This is a genomic window from Rhodococcus sp. P4_B6, assembly GCF_056402215.1.
In genome coordinates, this window is sequence record NZ_JBFUHV010000183.1 from 1 (window position 1) to 17,183 (window position 17,183).

At 63.2% G+C, this 17,183-nt stretch carries 9 protein-coding genes; 6 read left to right on the forward strand and 3 right to left on the reverse strand.

Annotation, left to right across the window (positions count from 1 at the left end; all coding sequences use genetic code 11):
• On the reverse strand, positions 1-2,127 hold a 2,127-nt coding region (locus tag AC1DWT_RS42725; protein ID WP_477925363.1), incomplete at its 3' end, for a Z1 domain-containing protein.
• 297 nt (positions 2,128-2,424) lie between these two features.
• Between AC1DWT_RS42725 and AC1DWT_RS42730 the strand changes: the two genes are divergently transcribed.
• The gene (locus AC1DWT_RS42730) at positions 2,425-3,501 is read left to right on the forward strand and encodes a DNA cytosine methyltransferase (RefSeq protein WP_477925365.1); all 1,077 of its coding nucleotides are present in this window, start codon (positions 2,425-2,427) and stop codon (positions 3,499-3,501) included.
• A 166-nt stretch (positions 3,502-3,667) separates the two neighbouring features.
• Here AC1DWT_RS42730 and AC1DWT_RS42735 read toward each other — a convergent pair whose 3' ends face one another.
• Positions 3,668-3,862: a hypothetical protein gene (locus tag AC1DWT_RS42735; RefSeq protein WP_477925367.1), complete on the reverse strand. Its 195-nt coding sequence runs from the start codon at positions 3,860-3,862 to the stop codon at positions 3,668-3,670.
• Between the two features lie 245 nt (positions 3,863-4,107).
• On the opposite strand from AC1DWT_RS42735, the gene AC1DWT_RS42740 reads away from it, so the two are divergent.
• The 5 genes from AC1DWT_RS42740 to drmB all read left to right on the forward strand — a co-directional run bounded on the left by AC1DWT_RS42740 (position 4,108) and on the right by drmB (position 16,192).
• Entirely contained in the window at positions 4,108-4,437 is a 330-nt protein-coding gene (locus AC1DWT_RS42740) for a hypothetical protein (RefSeq protein WP_477925369.1), read from the forward strand.
• A 560-nt stretch (positions 4,438-4,997) separates the two neighbouring features.
• Positions 4,998-9,716, forward strand: coding sequence for a DEAD/DEAH box helicase (locus AC1DWT_RS42745; protein ID WP_477925379.1), 4,719 nt, complete (start codon positions 4,998-5,000; stop codon positions 9,714-9,716).
• On the forward strand, positions 9,713-11,233 hold the full coding sequence (locus AC1DWT_RS42750) for a nuclease-related domain-containing DEAD/DEAH box helicase (protein WP_477925371.1): 1,521 nt from the start codon (positions 9,713-9,715) through the stop codon (positions 11,231-11,233). The genes AC1DWT_RS42745 and AC1DWT_RS42750 overlap by 4 nt, the downstream gene beginning before the upstream one ends.
• The gene (locus AC1DWT_RS42755) at positions 11,230-14,409 is read left to right on the forward strand and encodes a helicase-related protein (RefSeq protein WP_477925373.1); all 3,180 of its coding nucleotides are present in this window, start codon (positions 11,230-11,232) and stop codon (positions 14,407-14,409) included. Before AC1DWT_RS42750 ends, AC1DWT_RS42755 begins: the two co-directional genes overlap by 4 nt.
• On the forward strand, positions 14,390-16,192 hold the full coding sequence (gene drmB, locus AC1DWT_RS42760; protein WP_477925375.1) for a DrmB family protein: 1,803 nt from the start codon (positions 14,390-14,392) through the stop codon (positions 16,190-16,192). The genes AC1DWT_RS42755 and drmB overlap by 20 nt, the downstream gene beginning before the upstream one ends.
• A 234-nt stretch (positions 16,193-16,426) precedes the next feature.
• Here drmB and AC1DWT_RS42765 read toward each other — a convergent pair whose 3' ends face one another.
• Positions 16,427-17,047: a hypothetical protein gene (locus AC1DWT_RS42765; protein ID WP_477925377.1), complete on the reverse strand. Its 621-nt coding sequence runs from the start codon at positions 17,045-17,047 to the stop codon at positions 16,427-16,429.
• Positions 17,048-17,183: the final 136 nt, after the last annotated feature.

The following is a 17,183-nucleotide window of genomic DNA, read 5'->3' on the forward strand; positions in this document are numbered from 1 at the left end:
CCAGCGGAGCAGGGCCCCGGCCCGGACCCGCTTCTTGATGTAGCTGACGAGGCGGTCGCGGTCGCCGTCCGACGACTCCTTGTGGAACTCATAGGATCCTAGGAACTCTTGGACGTGGTCGTAGGGGACGTCGGTGAAGACTGCCGTCTGCTTCCGGACCTCCTCGTGGCGGACGCCGTCCTTGGCTGCGGCGGTCACGAGTGCCCGGGCGGCCGCCGCGTTACCGGTCAGCCACTCACGGCCCGCGTCGGAGACGTCGAAGAACCGCGACTCGACAAGCTGCCCGCCATACGCGGCGTGGGCGAGAACCGCGCTCGTCATCTTCGCCTTGGACGTGATGCTCAACTTTGGGTGCGAGCGAAGACGGACGGCGAAGGTCAGCGGGGTCTCGTTGGACGTCATATATCGGTTGATGTCCTGGCGCATGTCCGCCTCGACCGTAGCGAGGTGCTTGAACCACCCGGCGAGCTCGTCGGTCATCCAAATACGGGGCAGATCCGCGTAGTGGTTCCGGTACCCGAACCACCGGCCCATCTGCAGCAACGTGTCGTAGGCAGACACCGCGCGGACGAACAAACTCGTGACCAGGCCCTCGAGGGTGAGACCACGGGAGAGGGTGCTGCCGCCGACGGCGATCGCCGTCACCGGACCGGCTTCGTAGTTCAGTCGGTCCTTGCTGCGGTAGTTGTCGATGATGACGCGGGTATCGCGGACAACGGCGCGGAGCTCGTCGAGCACCTCCTCGAAAGGCACCTTCTCTTCACCGAAGTCGTTCGCCGGAACACGGGCGGTCTCCTGATCCCAGGTCGAACGGAGGCGCTCCACGAACGCCGTGTCGCCGGCATCCAGTCGACCCAGTGTCCGGGCACGGAGACTCAGAAGCGGCTCCTTGAACGCCTCGTGCACGCGCGTCTCGGTCGTCGTGTGCACGAGCATGGTGGAATGCGGGTTGCCGCCACCGCGAACCCTGCGAGCCGCGGTGGCAAGCCAAAACCACTCCACCGCGGCACGGAGGGAGTGGGTGATCGCCGGCTCGAAGTAGGTCGCTTCCTTCTTGTTCTTCGGCTTGAGGTCGTCGACTTCGTCTTCGGGGACCTCCCGGATCATGTCCCAGCCGCCGGGGAGGTCCTCGGGATCCTCACCGGCGAGAAGATCGCGACCGAATAGCACCTCGGTGCCGTGGTAACCGTCGGGCTGGGGCAGGTTGACGATGAAGTCGCGAGGGTAGAAATCCTCCTCGACCGACGGGTCGATGAGGAGATTCGCGAACGGCGTCGCCGTGTACCCGACATAACCGACCTGCGGGAACTTATTCAGCACGTCGTAGAGCAGCGGGTTGATCTTCGGGGTGGCGACCGTCGACTGGTCGGCCTCGTCGTCGATGATCAGCGTCGGACACTTGTCGAGATACTCTCCGGCTGAGCCGAGCCACTTGCTGAGCTTTCGCAGGACGACGGGGTTCTTCTTCACTACCAGCAGCAGACACTGCCCCTTCGCCGCGAAGAAGGCCTTCGGATTCGGCGGCGGAACGAAGTCCTGGGTCTCGCTRGTGACCTGGTGCCACTGCCCCGGGTTCGAGTCGACGAGGTCCTTGACGAGACGAATCTGAGTTTGCCGGCGCAACGAGTTGTGGATCCCCGACAACACGATGAACAGCTTGTAGCCCCGGTCGGCGGCCTTCGCCATCACTGCAGTGAAGTTGGTGGTCTTGCCTGACTGGACGAAGCCGACAACGAGCCCACGGGTCCGGAACTCGTCCTGCTTCGGGTGGTCGAGCAGAGCGACGACCTTCGTCGACGACTCGTCGACCGACTGAATGTTCTCCTCGCCGAAGTCCTTTTTCCGCATGGACCCCAGGAGGGCGGGCCAGTTCTTGTCTTTGTCCAGGTCCGGGCCGGTGTACCAAGTGGGGCGCCCGTTGAGGAACACCGACGGTGGCTCGTCGAGTTCGCGGATCCGTAGGCTCTCGGCCTCGTGCTTCGCGCGCACCAGCTTGACAACCGATTCGTCTGCGCCGAACAACCGCAGATTCTTCACGGCGTCGTGCGGTGTCATCGACTCGGTGAACTTGAGGAACACCTCGTACAGCTGCTCCACCTGCTCGTCGGAGATCTCGTCGGTTGCCATTCGCCCCCCAGAACATGCGCGTCTTCACGATCGACGCTGACCTTGGTGGCAGCATCGAGGGAAAGAATATAGGTCCCCTACTTGGGCCCCGCCGCCTCGTCCATCCAGCGACGCCGGGGGTCGCTGGTTCGTAGCTGAAGCGCCCGGTCCGACCGGGCAACCCAGACGAGGGGCGATATTGACGCCTCCGACAAAGTCTGCAGGCGACGGATCCGCAGGCCCGGCCCGCGGAAGCTCGTCCCAGGACACACCCTGTACGCTTCGATTTCTGTCTGAGCCGCACGCTATGGTGTGCCCATGCCGCGCGCCTCAGCCATCCGAACCCTTGATCTATTCGCGGGCGCCGGGGGACTTTCCGCAGGTCTGCACGCTGCGAACAAGCGCTTCAAGCCGGTCACGGCCGTTGAAATGGACGTGGCAGCAGCCGCGACCTACGCCACAAACTTCCGCACACACGTCTACGCCGGCAAGATCGAGGACTGGCTCGTCGAAGAGGACGTCCCTGCGGTTGATGTCGTCGTCGGCGGCCCGCCGTGCCAGGGGTTCTCCGCACTTGGTCTGCRGGACGCAGCAGATGCCCGCAACACTCTGTGGTCGCAATATGCAGAAGCGGTCCACCGTGCGAGACCCAGTTACTTCATCATGGAAAATGTCMCTCAGTTCATTAAATCTCCCGAGTTCGACCTATTTCGCCGGAGCACCGAGCCCGGTGGGAAACTGGCGGACTACACCTTCAATGCCGCTGTGCTGAATTCTGCACATTTCGGCGCCGCCCAAGCGCGTAAACGGACAATTGTCATAGGCTGGCATCGAGACCTGGACTCACCCGGAATGCCTGAATCCACACACCTCGAAGCGGCCGTGACGGTACGGGAAGCTCTCGACGGCGTCGCTCCAGCAGTCAGGGAGACACAGCTTCCCGAGTCCTACATCGAGTTCAACGGTAAGACACTCCCGGGAGCGTTCAAATCCTCAGATCTGCACCTCACCAGACAATATGAAAGCATTTCACTCGATCGGTTTTCTTACATCCCCACCGGCGGGAATCGGTTCGACATTCCAGACCATTTGCTGTCCAACTGCTGGCGTAACCACAAATCCGGCTCCGCCGACGTGATGGGCCGCCTACACTGGGACCGCCCCTCAGTGACAATACGCMCCGAATTCTTCAAGCCGGAAAAGGGGCGATACCTGCACCCGACTGAAAACCGCGCAATCACACACTACGAGGCAGCGCGAATTCAAGGATTCCCCGAGGACCACCAATGGGTGGGATCCAAAACCGCGATTGCGCGACAAATTGGCAATGCGGTGCCGATTCCGCTCGGACGCGCCATCGGTAAGACCATCGCGCGAGCGCTACGTAAGCGATAGCCTCGGCGAGCTGGCGCAAGGCTTGTCCAGCACACGACACTGCCTGGGTGTGAAAACCTCTATAAGACAACGTTATTCCGATTTTGTCATCGGTTGGTGGCCAGGGCTGGCGCGCAGAGGAGTGTAGTGGTGTCGGGCTGGGCAGCGCAGATGTCAACTTCCCTTGTCAGATGTCGCGGGTGTCGGTGTCCTGGCGGTCGAGCACGCGTTGCCCGGTCGACTCCTCGGCGACACCCGCGAGGTCGTAGGGGAAAGCTGTTCGGTGGGCTGTGTCTCCGGGTCGCGACGCGGCGGCGCGGTGCGAGAGGCCGCCAGTAACTCGGCCGGTGTGCGCCGGGTTCGATCTCTGGTGTTGCATCATGCGGATCTACCAACGCTCGCGCGGTGCGTCATGGCCGGTGATCGAGCGGTACTTCGTCGTCGCTCCCGACCTGGCTACCGGCCCGGCAAACGAACATGAGCGCTTCGACGAATGCCGCGCACGGGCCCCGAAGGGCTGAAATTCGGGGGTATCTGACCTGCGGAATTGTTCTAAATCCCCCGTTTCGGCGCATCGTCCAGATACTTAGTGGGACAACCTATTCCTTTCGTCTGGAGGAGCCGTTCATGTTCGCTGTGTGGCGCAGTTGCCAGCATTACGCCAGCCCCGATTCCCTGCCCGATGCACAGGCCGCGAGCTTGGAGACTGTTCTGAACGCGTCGTCGCGGTTGCCGTCCGCCGGCCGTGCAAGCAGGTTCGTCGCGCGGCAGATGAACGGGCAATGGTCGGCGGTCGGGTTCGTCAAGAACGGGTCGATGGTGGAGACGACGTCGGTTACCCAACTGCGCAAGTACGACAAGGTGCGGCGCCGGGCGATGAAGTGGTCGAACGACAACTACAAGGCGCTGACCCCGGCCGATCATCCGCAGCACACGGTGGACCTGGACCAACGGTGACGCCAACCGAGGTGAGCCCACAGGACGGTCGATGAAGCATCTGGCCGTGTCGTTGTCGTGGTGTCCGCCCTGGTGGTTTTCCCGATTCGCATCGCAATCAGCCGTTCGAGCCCTGACTATCCGGCGTGGCCAGCCGCTCCTCGTCACGGACCACGACGATCGAGCGGGGAGTGGCGTTGAGCTTTTCGCTCGAGCCGACGGGGTCATCTTGCATGGGCGCCGCCAATTTGACGTGACTTTGTTCCGCTCAGCGGCAGCGGAGGTCGCTGGCTGCGGATCATGCGGTACGAGGTCTGTGTCATTCGAGTGAATGACGTAGAGGTGCAGGGTGACTGGCAGTGTGACACTCCCATTAGATTCCAAATCTCCTGCCTCGAAGAACCGATCTGGTGGAAGGAGCCGAGCTGACGGTGGCTGCGTCTACAGTCCGTGGTAGGTCGATGGTGCATGGCTGACGCACTGTCGACGAACATAGGCGATCGAGGTTCAGGAGCTACTTAGGTGCAGGTCTGGCAGTGGTGGTTTGCGAAGTCAGCAGCCGCGGCGGTGCAGTCGTGACGATGAAGCGTGCCGAGTGGGTCCCCGACGCGGGGTTGGCCCGTGAGGTTGACGTCCTCTTCGGTCGGGCGATCGATTCGTATCGTGCGAATCCGAACCTGATCGCCGAGCACAGCAACCACGAGGAGTCCATCCGGGTCGGCGGTTACTCGAACCGCACGCTTCTGGAATTGGTGCAGAACGCGGCCGACGCGATGTCGGGGGCTGACGAGCACGAGGAAGGGGCCGGGCGGGTCGAAATCGTCCTTGACCTCGACCACCAGACTTTGTACTGCGCGAACGGCGGGCGTCCGTTCTCGCGAAGTGGCCTCACTACCATCGCTCACGCACACCTCAGTGGTAAGAGGGGCGACGAGATCGGGCGGTTCGGGCTCGGGTTCAAGTCGGTGCTTTCAGTCACCGACTCCCCCCAGGTATTCAGCCGGTCCATCTCCTTCGAGTTCAACTCTTTGAAGGCGAGGACAACGATCGCGTCGGTCGGGTCAGTGGCCAAGAGGTTCCCGGTCCTGCGGACCGCGACGCGGATCGATGCTGAGGACGAGTTCGCCAAGGACTCGATCCTGGCCGAGCTCGCGGAGTGGGCGGTGACGATTGTCAGGCTGCCGCACGCGTCGAAGCTGGAGAACCTCAAGAAGGAGATCGAGGAGTTCCGCTCCGAGTTCCTCCTGTTCGTCAACGCGGTGCGTGAGGTCCGGCTCCGGGTGATTGGAACGGACGAAGACTTCGTGACGAGTCACGTATCGCGGGACCTCGGCGACGGCAAGTTCCGGATCGAGCGTCCCGATGATTACCACGATGAGTGGTACGTCGAGAACCGGATGCATGCACCCAGCTCCCAGGCTCGTGCCGAGGTCGGTGAAGCGGTTTCGCGTGACCGGGTGAAGGTCACGGTTGCCATGCCTGCGCGCTTCGCCCAGATGAAGACGGGCGAGTTCTGGTCGTACTTCCCGCTGCAGGATAAAACGTCGGCATCCGGCCTCTTCAACGCTCCGTGGAGCGTCAACGACGACCGCACCACGCTGCTCGAGAACACCTACAACCGAGAGATCCTCGTGACTCTCTCCGAGATGTTCGTCGACATGTTGCCGAAGGTCTCGTCCGTCGATGATCCGGCTGCGCACCTGGAATACATGCCGGCGCGTGGTCGTGAAACCTACTCGTTCGGCGACGAGATCCTCTGCGCCTATGTCCCGCAGATCGGATCCGAGATGGCATTGATCCCAGACGGAACGGGCGCCTTGTGCACGCCGCAGGATCTCTGTCCACTCGACTTCACGGTCGACGGCGTGTCCGAGAGTGACCATCGAGGGTGGATCGAGTCACCCAACACCGGCAACGATGCCCCGCACTGGCGTTGCTACGCAAGCAAACAGCGTGCGGCTCGGCTGCGGCAGCTCTACGTCTACAAATTCTCCTCTGTCTTCTTGGACCGACGGTCCAGGGACGAGATGAAGGCGCTGGAGACGATGCCCAAGCGAGGCATCCTGTCATGGCTGCGTGAGTGGGCAGAGGGAGCCGACCTCGACTCTGCCGCGAAGGCGCTCGATTTCGTCCTTATGAACCCCAAGATCGACGGCATCAGGTCTGCCAAGGTCATACCGACGACCAGCGGGATGCGTTCCCTCGAGGATGGTCGCGAGGTCTTCCTCGAGCGAGTGGACGACGTCGACATCGAAGGAGCGAGCTTCGTCCACCCGGATTTCCTGGCGATCTCCGGCATGGAGAAGAAGCTCCGCGAGAAGGCCAGGTTCCGGGACCTGGATCCGCTTGCAATCCTCCAGGCCAGGCTGGCCAAGTTGTCTCCTGTGTCGGGAGACGACGAACTTTTGACGTTCTGGGACGCCGTTCTGGACGTGCCGATCGACCAGGCCGCGAAGGTCGTGTCGGGCGATGCGACGGATTGCATCAAGGTACCAACGCGCGACGGCGGCTGGTCTTCGCCCAGGCAGGTGCTGGACATCGATGGCCTTGGTGACGGCATTCCGGATCGAACGCTGGACCGGACGAGATGCATTCCGCAGGTCGCGCATGCGGCAGGGGTCATCCATGGTCCTGTGTCGGCGTACTCGGTCGAGGACGAGGTCTATTTCGAGGACTACTGCCAATATGTGACAGAGGAGCTCAATGGGAGGCTCGGGCCCGGAGAGCGCCCCATCGAACGGGTCGAGTTCGACAAGAACGACGGTCCCGGTCCGTTCTCGGTGCTCCTCATGCTGGAGGAGGCGCAGGCCCTTGACCCGTTTCGCGAGATGTGGACGGTTCAACTTCTCAGTTTGGACGAGGGAGCGTACTGGACCTGCGAGGACGTCGACACGGGCCAGGTCCACCGAGTTGTATCCCCAGTTCGGTGGGCAGTGGAGCGGGCAGGGCTGCTGCAATCGACTCGCGGCTACCGGGCTGCGGGGCAAGTCGTTTCCGCATCGCTCGTCGAGTATGAGGCGCTGTTGCCGCTCTTCCGCGGACCGCGCCCTGTCGAAGACGCTCTGGCATTGCCGAGAGAACTGGACCAGGTTCCTGCCGACGTGCTGCGTGAAGCGCTCGAGGCGGAGCTCATCCCTTCTCAGATCAAGGACGGCACGCTGACGGCATTCGTCATCGCTGCCAGCAGGATCGCGTTCCCCGGCGGGCATCCGGCGCTCATCCCCGCCCGCGTAGGACGCGGCGTCGAGGCGAGACGGCCCGACACGGTGTACTTGGCGACCACCGATGAGGAACGTGATTTCCTCAGTTCGAGGCACAAGCCCTACCTCCGGGCAGATCAGAATCAGATGGGGCTGCTCCTAGAACTGGTTGGATGCCGCCGGTTCGAGGACAGCTTCTCTTTCTCTCTGCTGGTCGAGGGCCTGCAGGATGAGGAGCCCGTCATCGACTTGTACACGGGGCTCCGTACGACATTCGTCGTCGACAAGGTCACGAACGCGACAGTGGCGAAGGCGGTCCACATCGCAAAGCGAGTGACAACCGAGGACGGCGTCGAGGACAAATCGCTAGAGTGGCACCTCGACGGGTTGACGCTCGTGGTCGGCGCGGACCTTGACGAACGACGTGTCCTCGCGATCCTCAGCGAGGCATTCGACCTCAGGCTGTCGAACGCCGAGCTGAGCGATATCCTTCAGGCAGGCGTCGACCAGCATCTGGAGGAACAGCGGCAGGCAGCCCATGCTGCGTCCAGTGATGCCGAGCGTCTTGAGGTCTACTTCGGCGACGACACGCTGAAGGAGATCCTGCCGAAGGGGCTCTGGCATGCACTCAAGGGGCAGGATCTTGTAGACGACTCGACGTCCGTCGCGGAGCTCTTCATGATCGTCTACGGCAGCGACTCGATCCGTCTCCTCGCAGATCAGTTTCGAATCGAGGGGTACACCGACGTTCCGACGACGTGGGCGGGCGGAGCACCGACAATCGCCTGGCTTCGGAAGATGGGGTTCGGTACCGAATACGCCGGGCGGCGGAACCAGCGCCAGGACGACGAGTTCGTCGTGCCCGGTGCTGTGGAACTCAACCCTCTGCACAGCTTCCAGAATCACATCAGCCGGCAACTGCGGGATGTCCTGACGCTCCAGGAACCGAACGGTCGCGCGCTCAAGGGGATGGTTGAGCTTCCGACGGGAGCCGGGAAGACCCGCGTCGCCACGGAGACTGTGCTGCGGCTCTTCGTCGACGGCAAAATAAGCGGAACGGTGCTGTGGATCGCGCAGTCGATCGAGCTCTGCGAGCAGGCGGTGCAGACCTTCAGCACCGTCTGGCGTTGGCTCGGAGATAGGCGTCCGCTCACGATAGGTCGGCTCTGGGAGAACAACACCGTCCACGAGCCTGACACCGAGTTCAGCGTGGTAGTGGCCACCGACGCCAAGCTCGACACCGTGATCGACACCCCAGCGTACGAGTGGCTGAGCCAAGCCTCTGCCGTCTTCATCGACGAGGCACACCGTGCTGGCGGATCGAAGCGATACACGAGGATTCTGAGGTGGCTCGGTGTCGACGGGCGTAGTTGGGAACGGCCTTTGGTGGGCCTCTCGGCAACCCCGTTCAAGGGCACGGTTGAAAAGGGCGAGCCGACGAAGGAACTGGCGGCCCGTTTCGGTAACCGCATGATCAAGGCATTCGAAGGCAACGCCTATGAGGAGCTGTCGAAGATCGGTGTCCTCGCCCGGGTCGAGCATGAGGTGTTGCCTGGCATCGACGTCGTCTTGGAGCCAAGAGAACTCGAACACGTGCAGGCCAAGGGAAAGCTCGAGCCTCAGGTTCTCGAGCGCATCGGCGCAGACCAGGCGCGAATGGCGGTTCTCGTGAACCACATTTTGACCCAGGACTCAGAATGGCCCATCCTCGTGTTCACACCAAATGTCCTGTCCGCCCAGGTCCTTGCCGCGACACTGCGTTATCGAAAGGTCGAAGCCGCAGCGGTCAGCGGCCAGACGGGACGACAGGAGCGCCGTGACATCATCCAAAGATTCAAGGACAGAGAGCTCCGGGTGCTGGCGAATTGCGATCTACTGATCCAGGGATTTGACGCACCTGGTGTCCGCGCCCTGTATATCGCAAGGCCGACATTCAGTCCCAGCGCATACATCCAGATGGCCGGCCGTGGACTTCGCGGCCCCGAGAACGGCGGCAAGAAGGAGTGTCTCATCGTGGACGTCGCCGATAACTTTGGTGCAATCAACGATTTCCTTGGATATCGCGTCTACGAGGACCTTTGGCTGGAGCAGGGCGCATGATCCTCATACCGGACCTCGCCGACATCGAGACGACCACCACCAGCAACGCCGAACGTCGGGTCGCGCGCCTATTGCAGTCGGTCGGCGGGCCCCGCGAGGCGGTCGCCTTTCATTCCGTCAAGTTGCGAAGCCACGCGGTCAAGCAGCAGGCAGAGGCTGACTTCGTCGTGCTCTGGGACGGTGTCGTGATTCTCCTCGAGGTCAAGGGAGGGGGCGTCCGGAAGTATGACGGCGTCTGGTATAGCATTGACCGCCACGGTGACTGGAAGAAGTTGCGTGAGTCTCCGATGGACCAGGCGCAGTCGGCGATGCATGCCTTGCGGGACATCCTGCACGAGGAAGGTGTCGGTTGGTTTGCAACTGAGGCCGTTGCCGTCACGCCTGATATCGACGCCCCACCTTCTGCCGTTGAGTGGAAGGGGAGCCACTGGTGGGCCAAAGACCAAATGAGCATCGCGGCGATGACGGATGCATTTGACAGGGTCGCCGGTGGGGCCAGGACTGCCCCCTTTCGAGTCAAGGTCGCGCGGCCCGAGAGTCTGCGGGCTCGCCTGTTCGGTGAGTTCACGCGGATGCCAGTTATCGATGCGCAGCGTGGCGCCGTCATCGAGGAGCAGAACCGCGCGACCGATGGCCAGGCTCGGGTTCTGGCCGCACTTTCGCGCAATCCGAGGATGCTTATCTTCGGCGGTGCGGGTACCGGGAAGTCTTTGGTGCTGGCAGAAGCCGCGAAGCAAGAGGCAGGCGAGGGGAAGTCGGTTCTCATTACCTTCCACTCGCCTTCCTTGGTCGACTTCTTCAGCCCGCGGATCGTGGGGAGAGCCATCGATCTCCTACAGTTCACCGACCTGTCCGGTGACAAGAAGTACGACGTTGTCTTCGTGGACGAGGCACAGGACCTCATGAACGCCGCCGGCATGGACACACTGGACACCGCGATACGCGGAGGTCGCGCTGGCGGCCGGTGGAGAATGTTTCTCGACCCCAACAACCAGGCACGCGTGGACGGCGAGTTCGACCCCGACGTCTGCGAACTGGTGAAGCAGGAGGCGCTCCAGTACGACCTCGACCGGAACGTTCGCAATACCCGGGCGATCGTCCACGTCGTGCAGGAGTACCTCGGCGCGGACGTCGGAGACCCGGGCATCGTCCACGGTGACAGAGTGGAGTGGCGGTGGTCGCCTGACGGGGCGGCCGACGTCGCGGCCGCCGAAGCCGTGGCACGGGAGCTCGTCGCGAACGGGGCTCGTCGCGAGGATGTCTGGATCATCAGTGTCTCCACGGATTCCGAGCCGCGACGAAGCAAAGCTGGATTCCTCGTGACGAACCCGCGGTTCGCCAAAGGGCTGGAAGCGGAGCACGTCATCGTCTGCGACCTGCCACAGGAATACGACGACCGGGGACTGGCCGCGTTCTACGTGGCTGTCACGCGGGCCCGAGTCACGCTCCACGTGGTCGCGTCCAAGGAAGACAAGAAGCGGCTCCAGAACCTTGTTCGAAAGCAGGTGGGCAAGTGAATCTCACTGCGGCCCAGCAGGTCGCGTTGAAACATCTCCGTGCGTCCTACGTGGGGCCTGAGGCAGGGGAAGAAGAGGTCACGGCAAACTTCCCTCACCGCCAGTATGCCGTCGGCATGCTGTTCCCGAGCGAGGCCGTGGCTGGTGGGACTCGTGCCGACCAGGACAAGGATGTAGGGGTCTCGGCCGACGTTCCCGAGGGCGATGTCGAGGAGGACGGTGCCGGAGTCCCTCTGGCGGAGGACTGGCGCCCCTCGTCAGTCGCCATCTCCTTCGTTACGGACGGCGACTCCGTCGACGTCGACTTCTCATGTGGCACATACTCCGCTGTCGGCGGAGACGGACCGCCGAGGTGGCGTCGTATCCCGTTCTCTGCCCCCGACCTCCTTTTCCGGCGGGGAGAAGGGCCTGTGGCTCTTGCTGTGGGCGACGTTTCTGTCGAGGTCGGGGCGCGTTGGCGCGATTTCAAGGGTGCCTCGTTGGTCACGGTGCACGTCCGGGTTCGGAGCGAATCCACCGGGGACGATCGACTCGACATCGCTCGGATGCTTTTCCAGGTCCGGCTGGCCGTCACTCCTTCAGCCGCTTCACAGATTCTGGAGTACCCCGCGACGCGTTCGTTCGATGCCGACCTGGAAACGGCCGAGCTGCGTCTGCGATACCGCAACAGGAAGGTTTACGCGGTCGGGCACGGCATGGCCGCGGACTGGGAGTTCACGGCAGGCCGCTGCAGCAGGGCCTTCCTCGACTCGGTACCGGCTTTCATCGTGCCTGCCGTCGAGACCACGGGCTTCGACGAGGGGACGGCCGAGGCCAAGTCTCTGGAGCTGAAGCATCTCCAGCAGCTCGACACGGATCCCGATGCGGTGCTTCGCTCGCTGGACGCCTTTGTCGATGCCTTCGCCGGCTGGGCTACCAGGCAGTTGGAAAGAGCCCAAGCCTTCGGCGATGACAGGACCGTGGCGATCCGGATCGCCGAGCGTTCTCAGGGTGCCGTCGAGAGGATGAGGGAAGGCGTGAACCGTCTTCGTGCGCCCGGACAGCACGACCTGCGAATGGCCTTTTCGCTCGGCATGGCTGCCATGCGCCTCCAGATGCGCCAGGCATCTATCAACCGCGGGGTGCCGGAAGGCCGGGTGCCCGAGCCGCAGTGGCGCCCGTTCCAGCTTGGTTTCCTGCTCGTCTCGTTGGCTTCCACCGTTGACGAGGCGCACAAGGACCGGGACGTCGTCGACCTCATCTGGTTTCCGACCGGCGGCGGCAAGACCGAGGCATATCTCGGCCTGGCCGCGATCGAGATTCTCCGGCGGCGGCGTGCTCATGGCGTGGCCGGTGGGGGTACCGCCGTGATCACCCGGTACACCCTGCGGCTCCTGACCTCCCAGCAGTTCCAGCGTGCTGCAGCGCTGGTATGCGCGATGGAGAAACTGCGGGCCACGGACGACCGGGCAAAGGGGATGGCGCCGTTCTCAATCGGTCTCTGGGTCGGCAACGAAGTCACCCCTGGCACACGCAGAGAGGCGCAGAATGCACTCGAGCGTCTTCAGAAGGCCGCGCGTCCGGAGGAGGCGAACCAGTTCCAGGTCGAGAGCTGCCCGTGGTGTCTGACGCCGCTGGTGCCGAAGGCCAAGAGCAACAGGTCTCAGGACTACGGCATGCGGTTGGTAGGAAAGGACGTCGTACTGCATTGCGTCGACGAGTTGTGCGAGTTCAGCGATGAGCTTCCGCTCGCGGTCGTCGACGACGTTCTGTACGACGACCCTCCGACAATCCTGCTTGCCACCGTCGACAAGTTCGCCCGCCTGCAGTTCCGCCCCCAAGCCGGCAAGCTGCTCGGGATCGGGACCATCTTCAAGCAGCCGTCCCTGATCATCCAGGATGAGCTGCACCTGCTGTCGGGACCACTCGGAACCACTGTCGCCGTCTTCGACGCAGCCATTCAGCTCTTACTGAACCGCTCCGGCATCAATCCCAAGATCGTTGCGTCAACCGCCACCATCCGTGCGTCCGACGAGCAGGTTCAGGGACTCTACGGGCGTGACGTTGCCTTGTATCCGCCATCAGGACTCGACGATGACCGCRCCTTCTTCTCCCGCCCCGTAGAGAGTGGAGAAGGGCGCCTCTACGTCGGCCTGATGCCACAGTCGGTCTCCCAGCCGTCGGCCGTCATCGCGGCAGTCACTCCCATGGTGGAGATGCCAGAGGTGGTCGCTGCCCGGGCTCCGTCAACCGCGTCGCGAGATGCGTATTGGACACTGGTCATGTATCACAACAGTCTTCGTGAGCTCGGCCGGACGGGAACGCTGGTCGTCGACGATGTCAACGGTCGTCTGGAGGCTCGCGCTGACCGAGTAGGCTTGCCGCTGCGGCCTGTCAGGGCGGGCAAAGTGCTGGAACTGACGAGCCGCCGCGGACCCGAGGAACTGCCGAAGGATCTCCGCGACCTTCGAGTCAGGGCCGACGAGTCGTCGGACGCAGTCGACGTGGTCCTCTCGTCGAACATCCTTTCCGTCGGCATCGACATTCCGAGGCTCGCCCTGATGCTCATGGTGGGACAGCCGAAGACCACCGCCGAATACATTCAGGCCACCAGCCGTGTCGGGCGCGGAGACACGAACGGCATCGTCGTCACACTCTTTAGGTCGAGCAGGGCCCGCGATCGGTCGCACTTCGAGACTTTCCGTGGCTACCACGAGGCTCTCTACCGCAGCGTGGAGCCGACGAGCGTGACACCGTGGTCCTTGTCCTCGCGTGACCGATCTCTCGCCGGAGCACTCGTTGCCCTGCTGCGGCAGTCGTTCAGCCCGCTCGCCGACAACGACGCGGCAGGCCGGTTCGACCTCGAGGACGACAGGATCAGCGCCGCGGTCGAGCGACTCGTCGAGCAGTTCCTTGGATACGTGACGCGATCCGACCGCCTCGAAGCCGAGGAGACGAGCGACGCGGTGTGGAGCCTTCTGAGGGACTGGGACCGACGGGCAGCCCAAGCACGTGAGTCGGGCGAGTTCTTGTACTACGAACGCTCGAAGAAGGAGCAGACAGCTCTGTTGAAGAGATTCGGTCAGTCCGGCGAAGGGTGGCTCGTCGGAGACTCGATGAGGTCCGTCGAACCCAACGTGGCGGTCGAGGTCCAGGAACCGCAGGAGGAGGTGCACCGTGGAGAAGATCAGGCATGACCTGCGCCTCTCCGAGACGATCTCGCCCTTCGGTGTCGGAGCGATCGTCGACGTCCGCGGCGAATCTCTCATGGCGCCGGACACGTCTTGGTGGGACAAGAAGTTCGCTCACGAGATCAGTTGTGAGCGTCTGATGGCCCGCCTTGGGGCCGGTGTCCTGCGGCAACCGCCGACGCATGCAAGCCGTGCCACCAAGGACACTCCTACGTTGCCCTACTGGCGCTTTCCTGCATGGCGGTTCTGTGAGCGCTGCGGCAAGCTCTCGAAGCTGACTGGGAAGAAGAAAGGAAAATGGAGTAACACCTGCGAGTGCGGTGGCCTGCTGGTGCCKATGCGATACGTCGCCATCTGCGAAAAGGGCAGCCACATCCAAGACATCAACTGGTTCCAGTGGGTGCATCGTGGGCGTGAGGCGGGCCTGAACGAGACTGTCCGCTTCTGCCGTGACTACAAGTCGCTCAGGTTTAGGAAGCTGGCGGACCGCGGAGAGAGCCTCGCGTCCCTGATGGTCAAGTGCCATGGGTGCGGGAACTCGCGCACCCTCGCGGAACTCGTAACGAAGGGGGCGCTGCAGCGAGACGGGATCCGCTGCGCGGGGCGGCAGCCCTGGGAACCGGAAGGCTCGGTCAAGAAGCCTTGCCCGCATCAGCTGGTCGCCGTGCAGCGTGGTGCTACGGGCAACTACATCGCCGAGAGGATCTCGGCTCTCGACATACCGGAAGAACGTCCGCAGTCTGTAGAAGCAGCAGACAGAATCCGTGGTCACGTGTACTTCGAAAAGGTTGTGACGGACAACGGCGGACCTCAGGCGGAGATGGTAGCAGGATGGATCGCCGACGAGCTCGGCGTGCCGCCGGAGACTGTCCTCGCCGTGGCTGCAGGAGAGGAAACCACCGCGGACGAGATGCTGCTCGACCTCAAGGACGGGGAGTGGGCGGCCTTCCTGAATAAGCTTGATGGTGGGCGCGACCGCACGAGAAGCGATTTCGTCGTCGACGGGAGAACTCTCGAAGGCATCGCTGGGCCGCAAAGCCTTCTCAGCAAGATCAGCGGTATCGGTCAGGTGCGTCGTGTCCGTGAGGTCCGTGCCCTCCGGGGATTCCGGCGCCATGACGCTGACGCGGCCATGATCAACGCTGATCTGGGCCCGGACCAGTGGCGTCGGCCCACCTACCCCGCGATCGAGCTGTTCGGAGAAGGAATCTTTCTGCGGTTCGACGAGGAGAAACTCGCCGAATGGGAGGCGCGGCCAGACGTGCAGGCACGCGCCGGCATCCTCAGGACGCGTAGGGCCGACTCTACTTGGGCTGGCCGTCTTGACGTGCCCGAGCCCAGGTATGTCGCCCTGCACACGCTTGCGCACTTGATCATCCGTCGGCTGGCGTTCGCAAGCGGCTACGCGTCTGCCGCGCTCCAGGAGCGGATCTACGCGAACTCGGACCGCGCCGACAAGACCGCAGGGATCCTGATCTACACCGCAGCAGGAGACGCGCAGGGGACCCTCGGTGGGCTTGTCAGGCTCGGAGAGCCTGACAAATTGATCCCCCTCCTGGTATCAGCCCTGGACGACGCAGACTTTTGCTCCAACGACCCGGTCTGCATCGAAAGTGACCGGCAGGGAGCCTCGCAGCTGAACCTCTCGGCTTGCCACGGTTGCGCCCTCGTGAGCGAGACCTCCTGCGAAACCGGAAACCGACTGCTGGATCGACAGCTGATACTGGGCGGAAGCGACGTCAGGGGACTGTTGGACGACGTTCTGACGGAGGTCCGGCAGCTCAGGTGACGACTCTTGAATGGACGTTTAGCGGCCCTGCGGGGGACGCTGGCGGCCGAGGTGGCGGCGCTTATGCTCCTGACGAAGCTCGGCGCCTCGGTCACCCTCCTCGACCCGCACCGTGTGTATGTTGACGGGCCGTCGCACCGGTCGGCGTCGGAGGTGATCTGTCCACGAGCCCTTCGTCCGGCGGTGGTCATCCTGCTCGCGATGCGCCTCGCGCGTCGGAACCACCGAGCACACCTACGCTCCCGCCGCCTTGAGGGTGTCCAATGTAGATTCGACACCGGTGATCAGGAAGTCGACGACCTGCATGACGTCGACACCCGGGTCATCTGCGATACCTGGTACCGGCAGAGTTTCGACGAATCCGATCTCAGGAACCGGGTCGAAGGACACTGCGCGCGGACTGGCCATCGGCGTGGTGGCTTGCGGCCGGCGGATCACAATGGTGGCCGCAAGTGCGCCGTCGACGAGTTCCTGGAGACTCGGGATTACATCGAGGATCTCGATCCGGTTTGGTGTGGTGGTGTCGACCGAGAGATCGTGCGGGGCGTACGCGACGACGGTGATCTCGCCGTGCTTGTCCGCATTGACGAGAGTGTTGAGGACCTGCAGTGCATGTTCGGCCGCGGGGACGGTGGAACTGAAGGGCTGGCTCGCGTGGATGGCGTCGATCACCGTGGGGGCGATCACCCTGGGAAGGGTCTTGCCCGGTCCCTTCTTGCCGTTGACGCCCATCCATTTCGGTTCCTCGTCGAGGATGGGGAAATAGAGGTTTCGCTCCTGGCTCTGGGTCAGCTCCGAGTTCTGCGTTCGCGCGTGCCCGACTATGGCGTGGTCGAGCTCGGAGCGGAGGTTCACGAGCACATCGCCGACGGCGAGTCCCCACCAAGTCGGGCATCGCGGGTTCGACCACCGCGTAGAACTTGAGGACTGCCTTGTCCGGGTCGTAAGGATGCTCGAAGTTCTTGTAGTCGAAATTGATCGGGTCGAGGGC

Bases quoted from the DNA above. Each gene is read 5' to 3' on its own strand.
- AC1DWT_RS42735 (WP_477925367.1), bottom strand. From the start codon at position 3,862: ATGATGCAACACCAGAGATCGAACCCGGCGCACACCGGCCGAGTTACT.
- AC1DWT_RS42740 (WP_477925369.1), top strand. From the start codon at position 4,108: ATGTTCGCTGTGTGGCGCAGTTGCCAGCATTACGCCAGCCCCGATTCC.
- AC1DWT_RS42745 (WP_477925379.1), top strand. From the start codon at position 4,998: ATGAAGCGTGCCGAGTGGGTCCCCGACGCGGGGTTGGCCCGTGAGGTT.
- AC1DWT_RS42750 (WP_477925371.1), top strand. From the start codon at position 9,713: ATGATCCTCATACCGGACCTCGCCGACATCGAGACGACCACCACCAGC.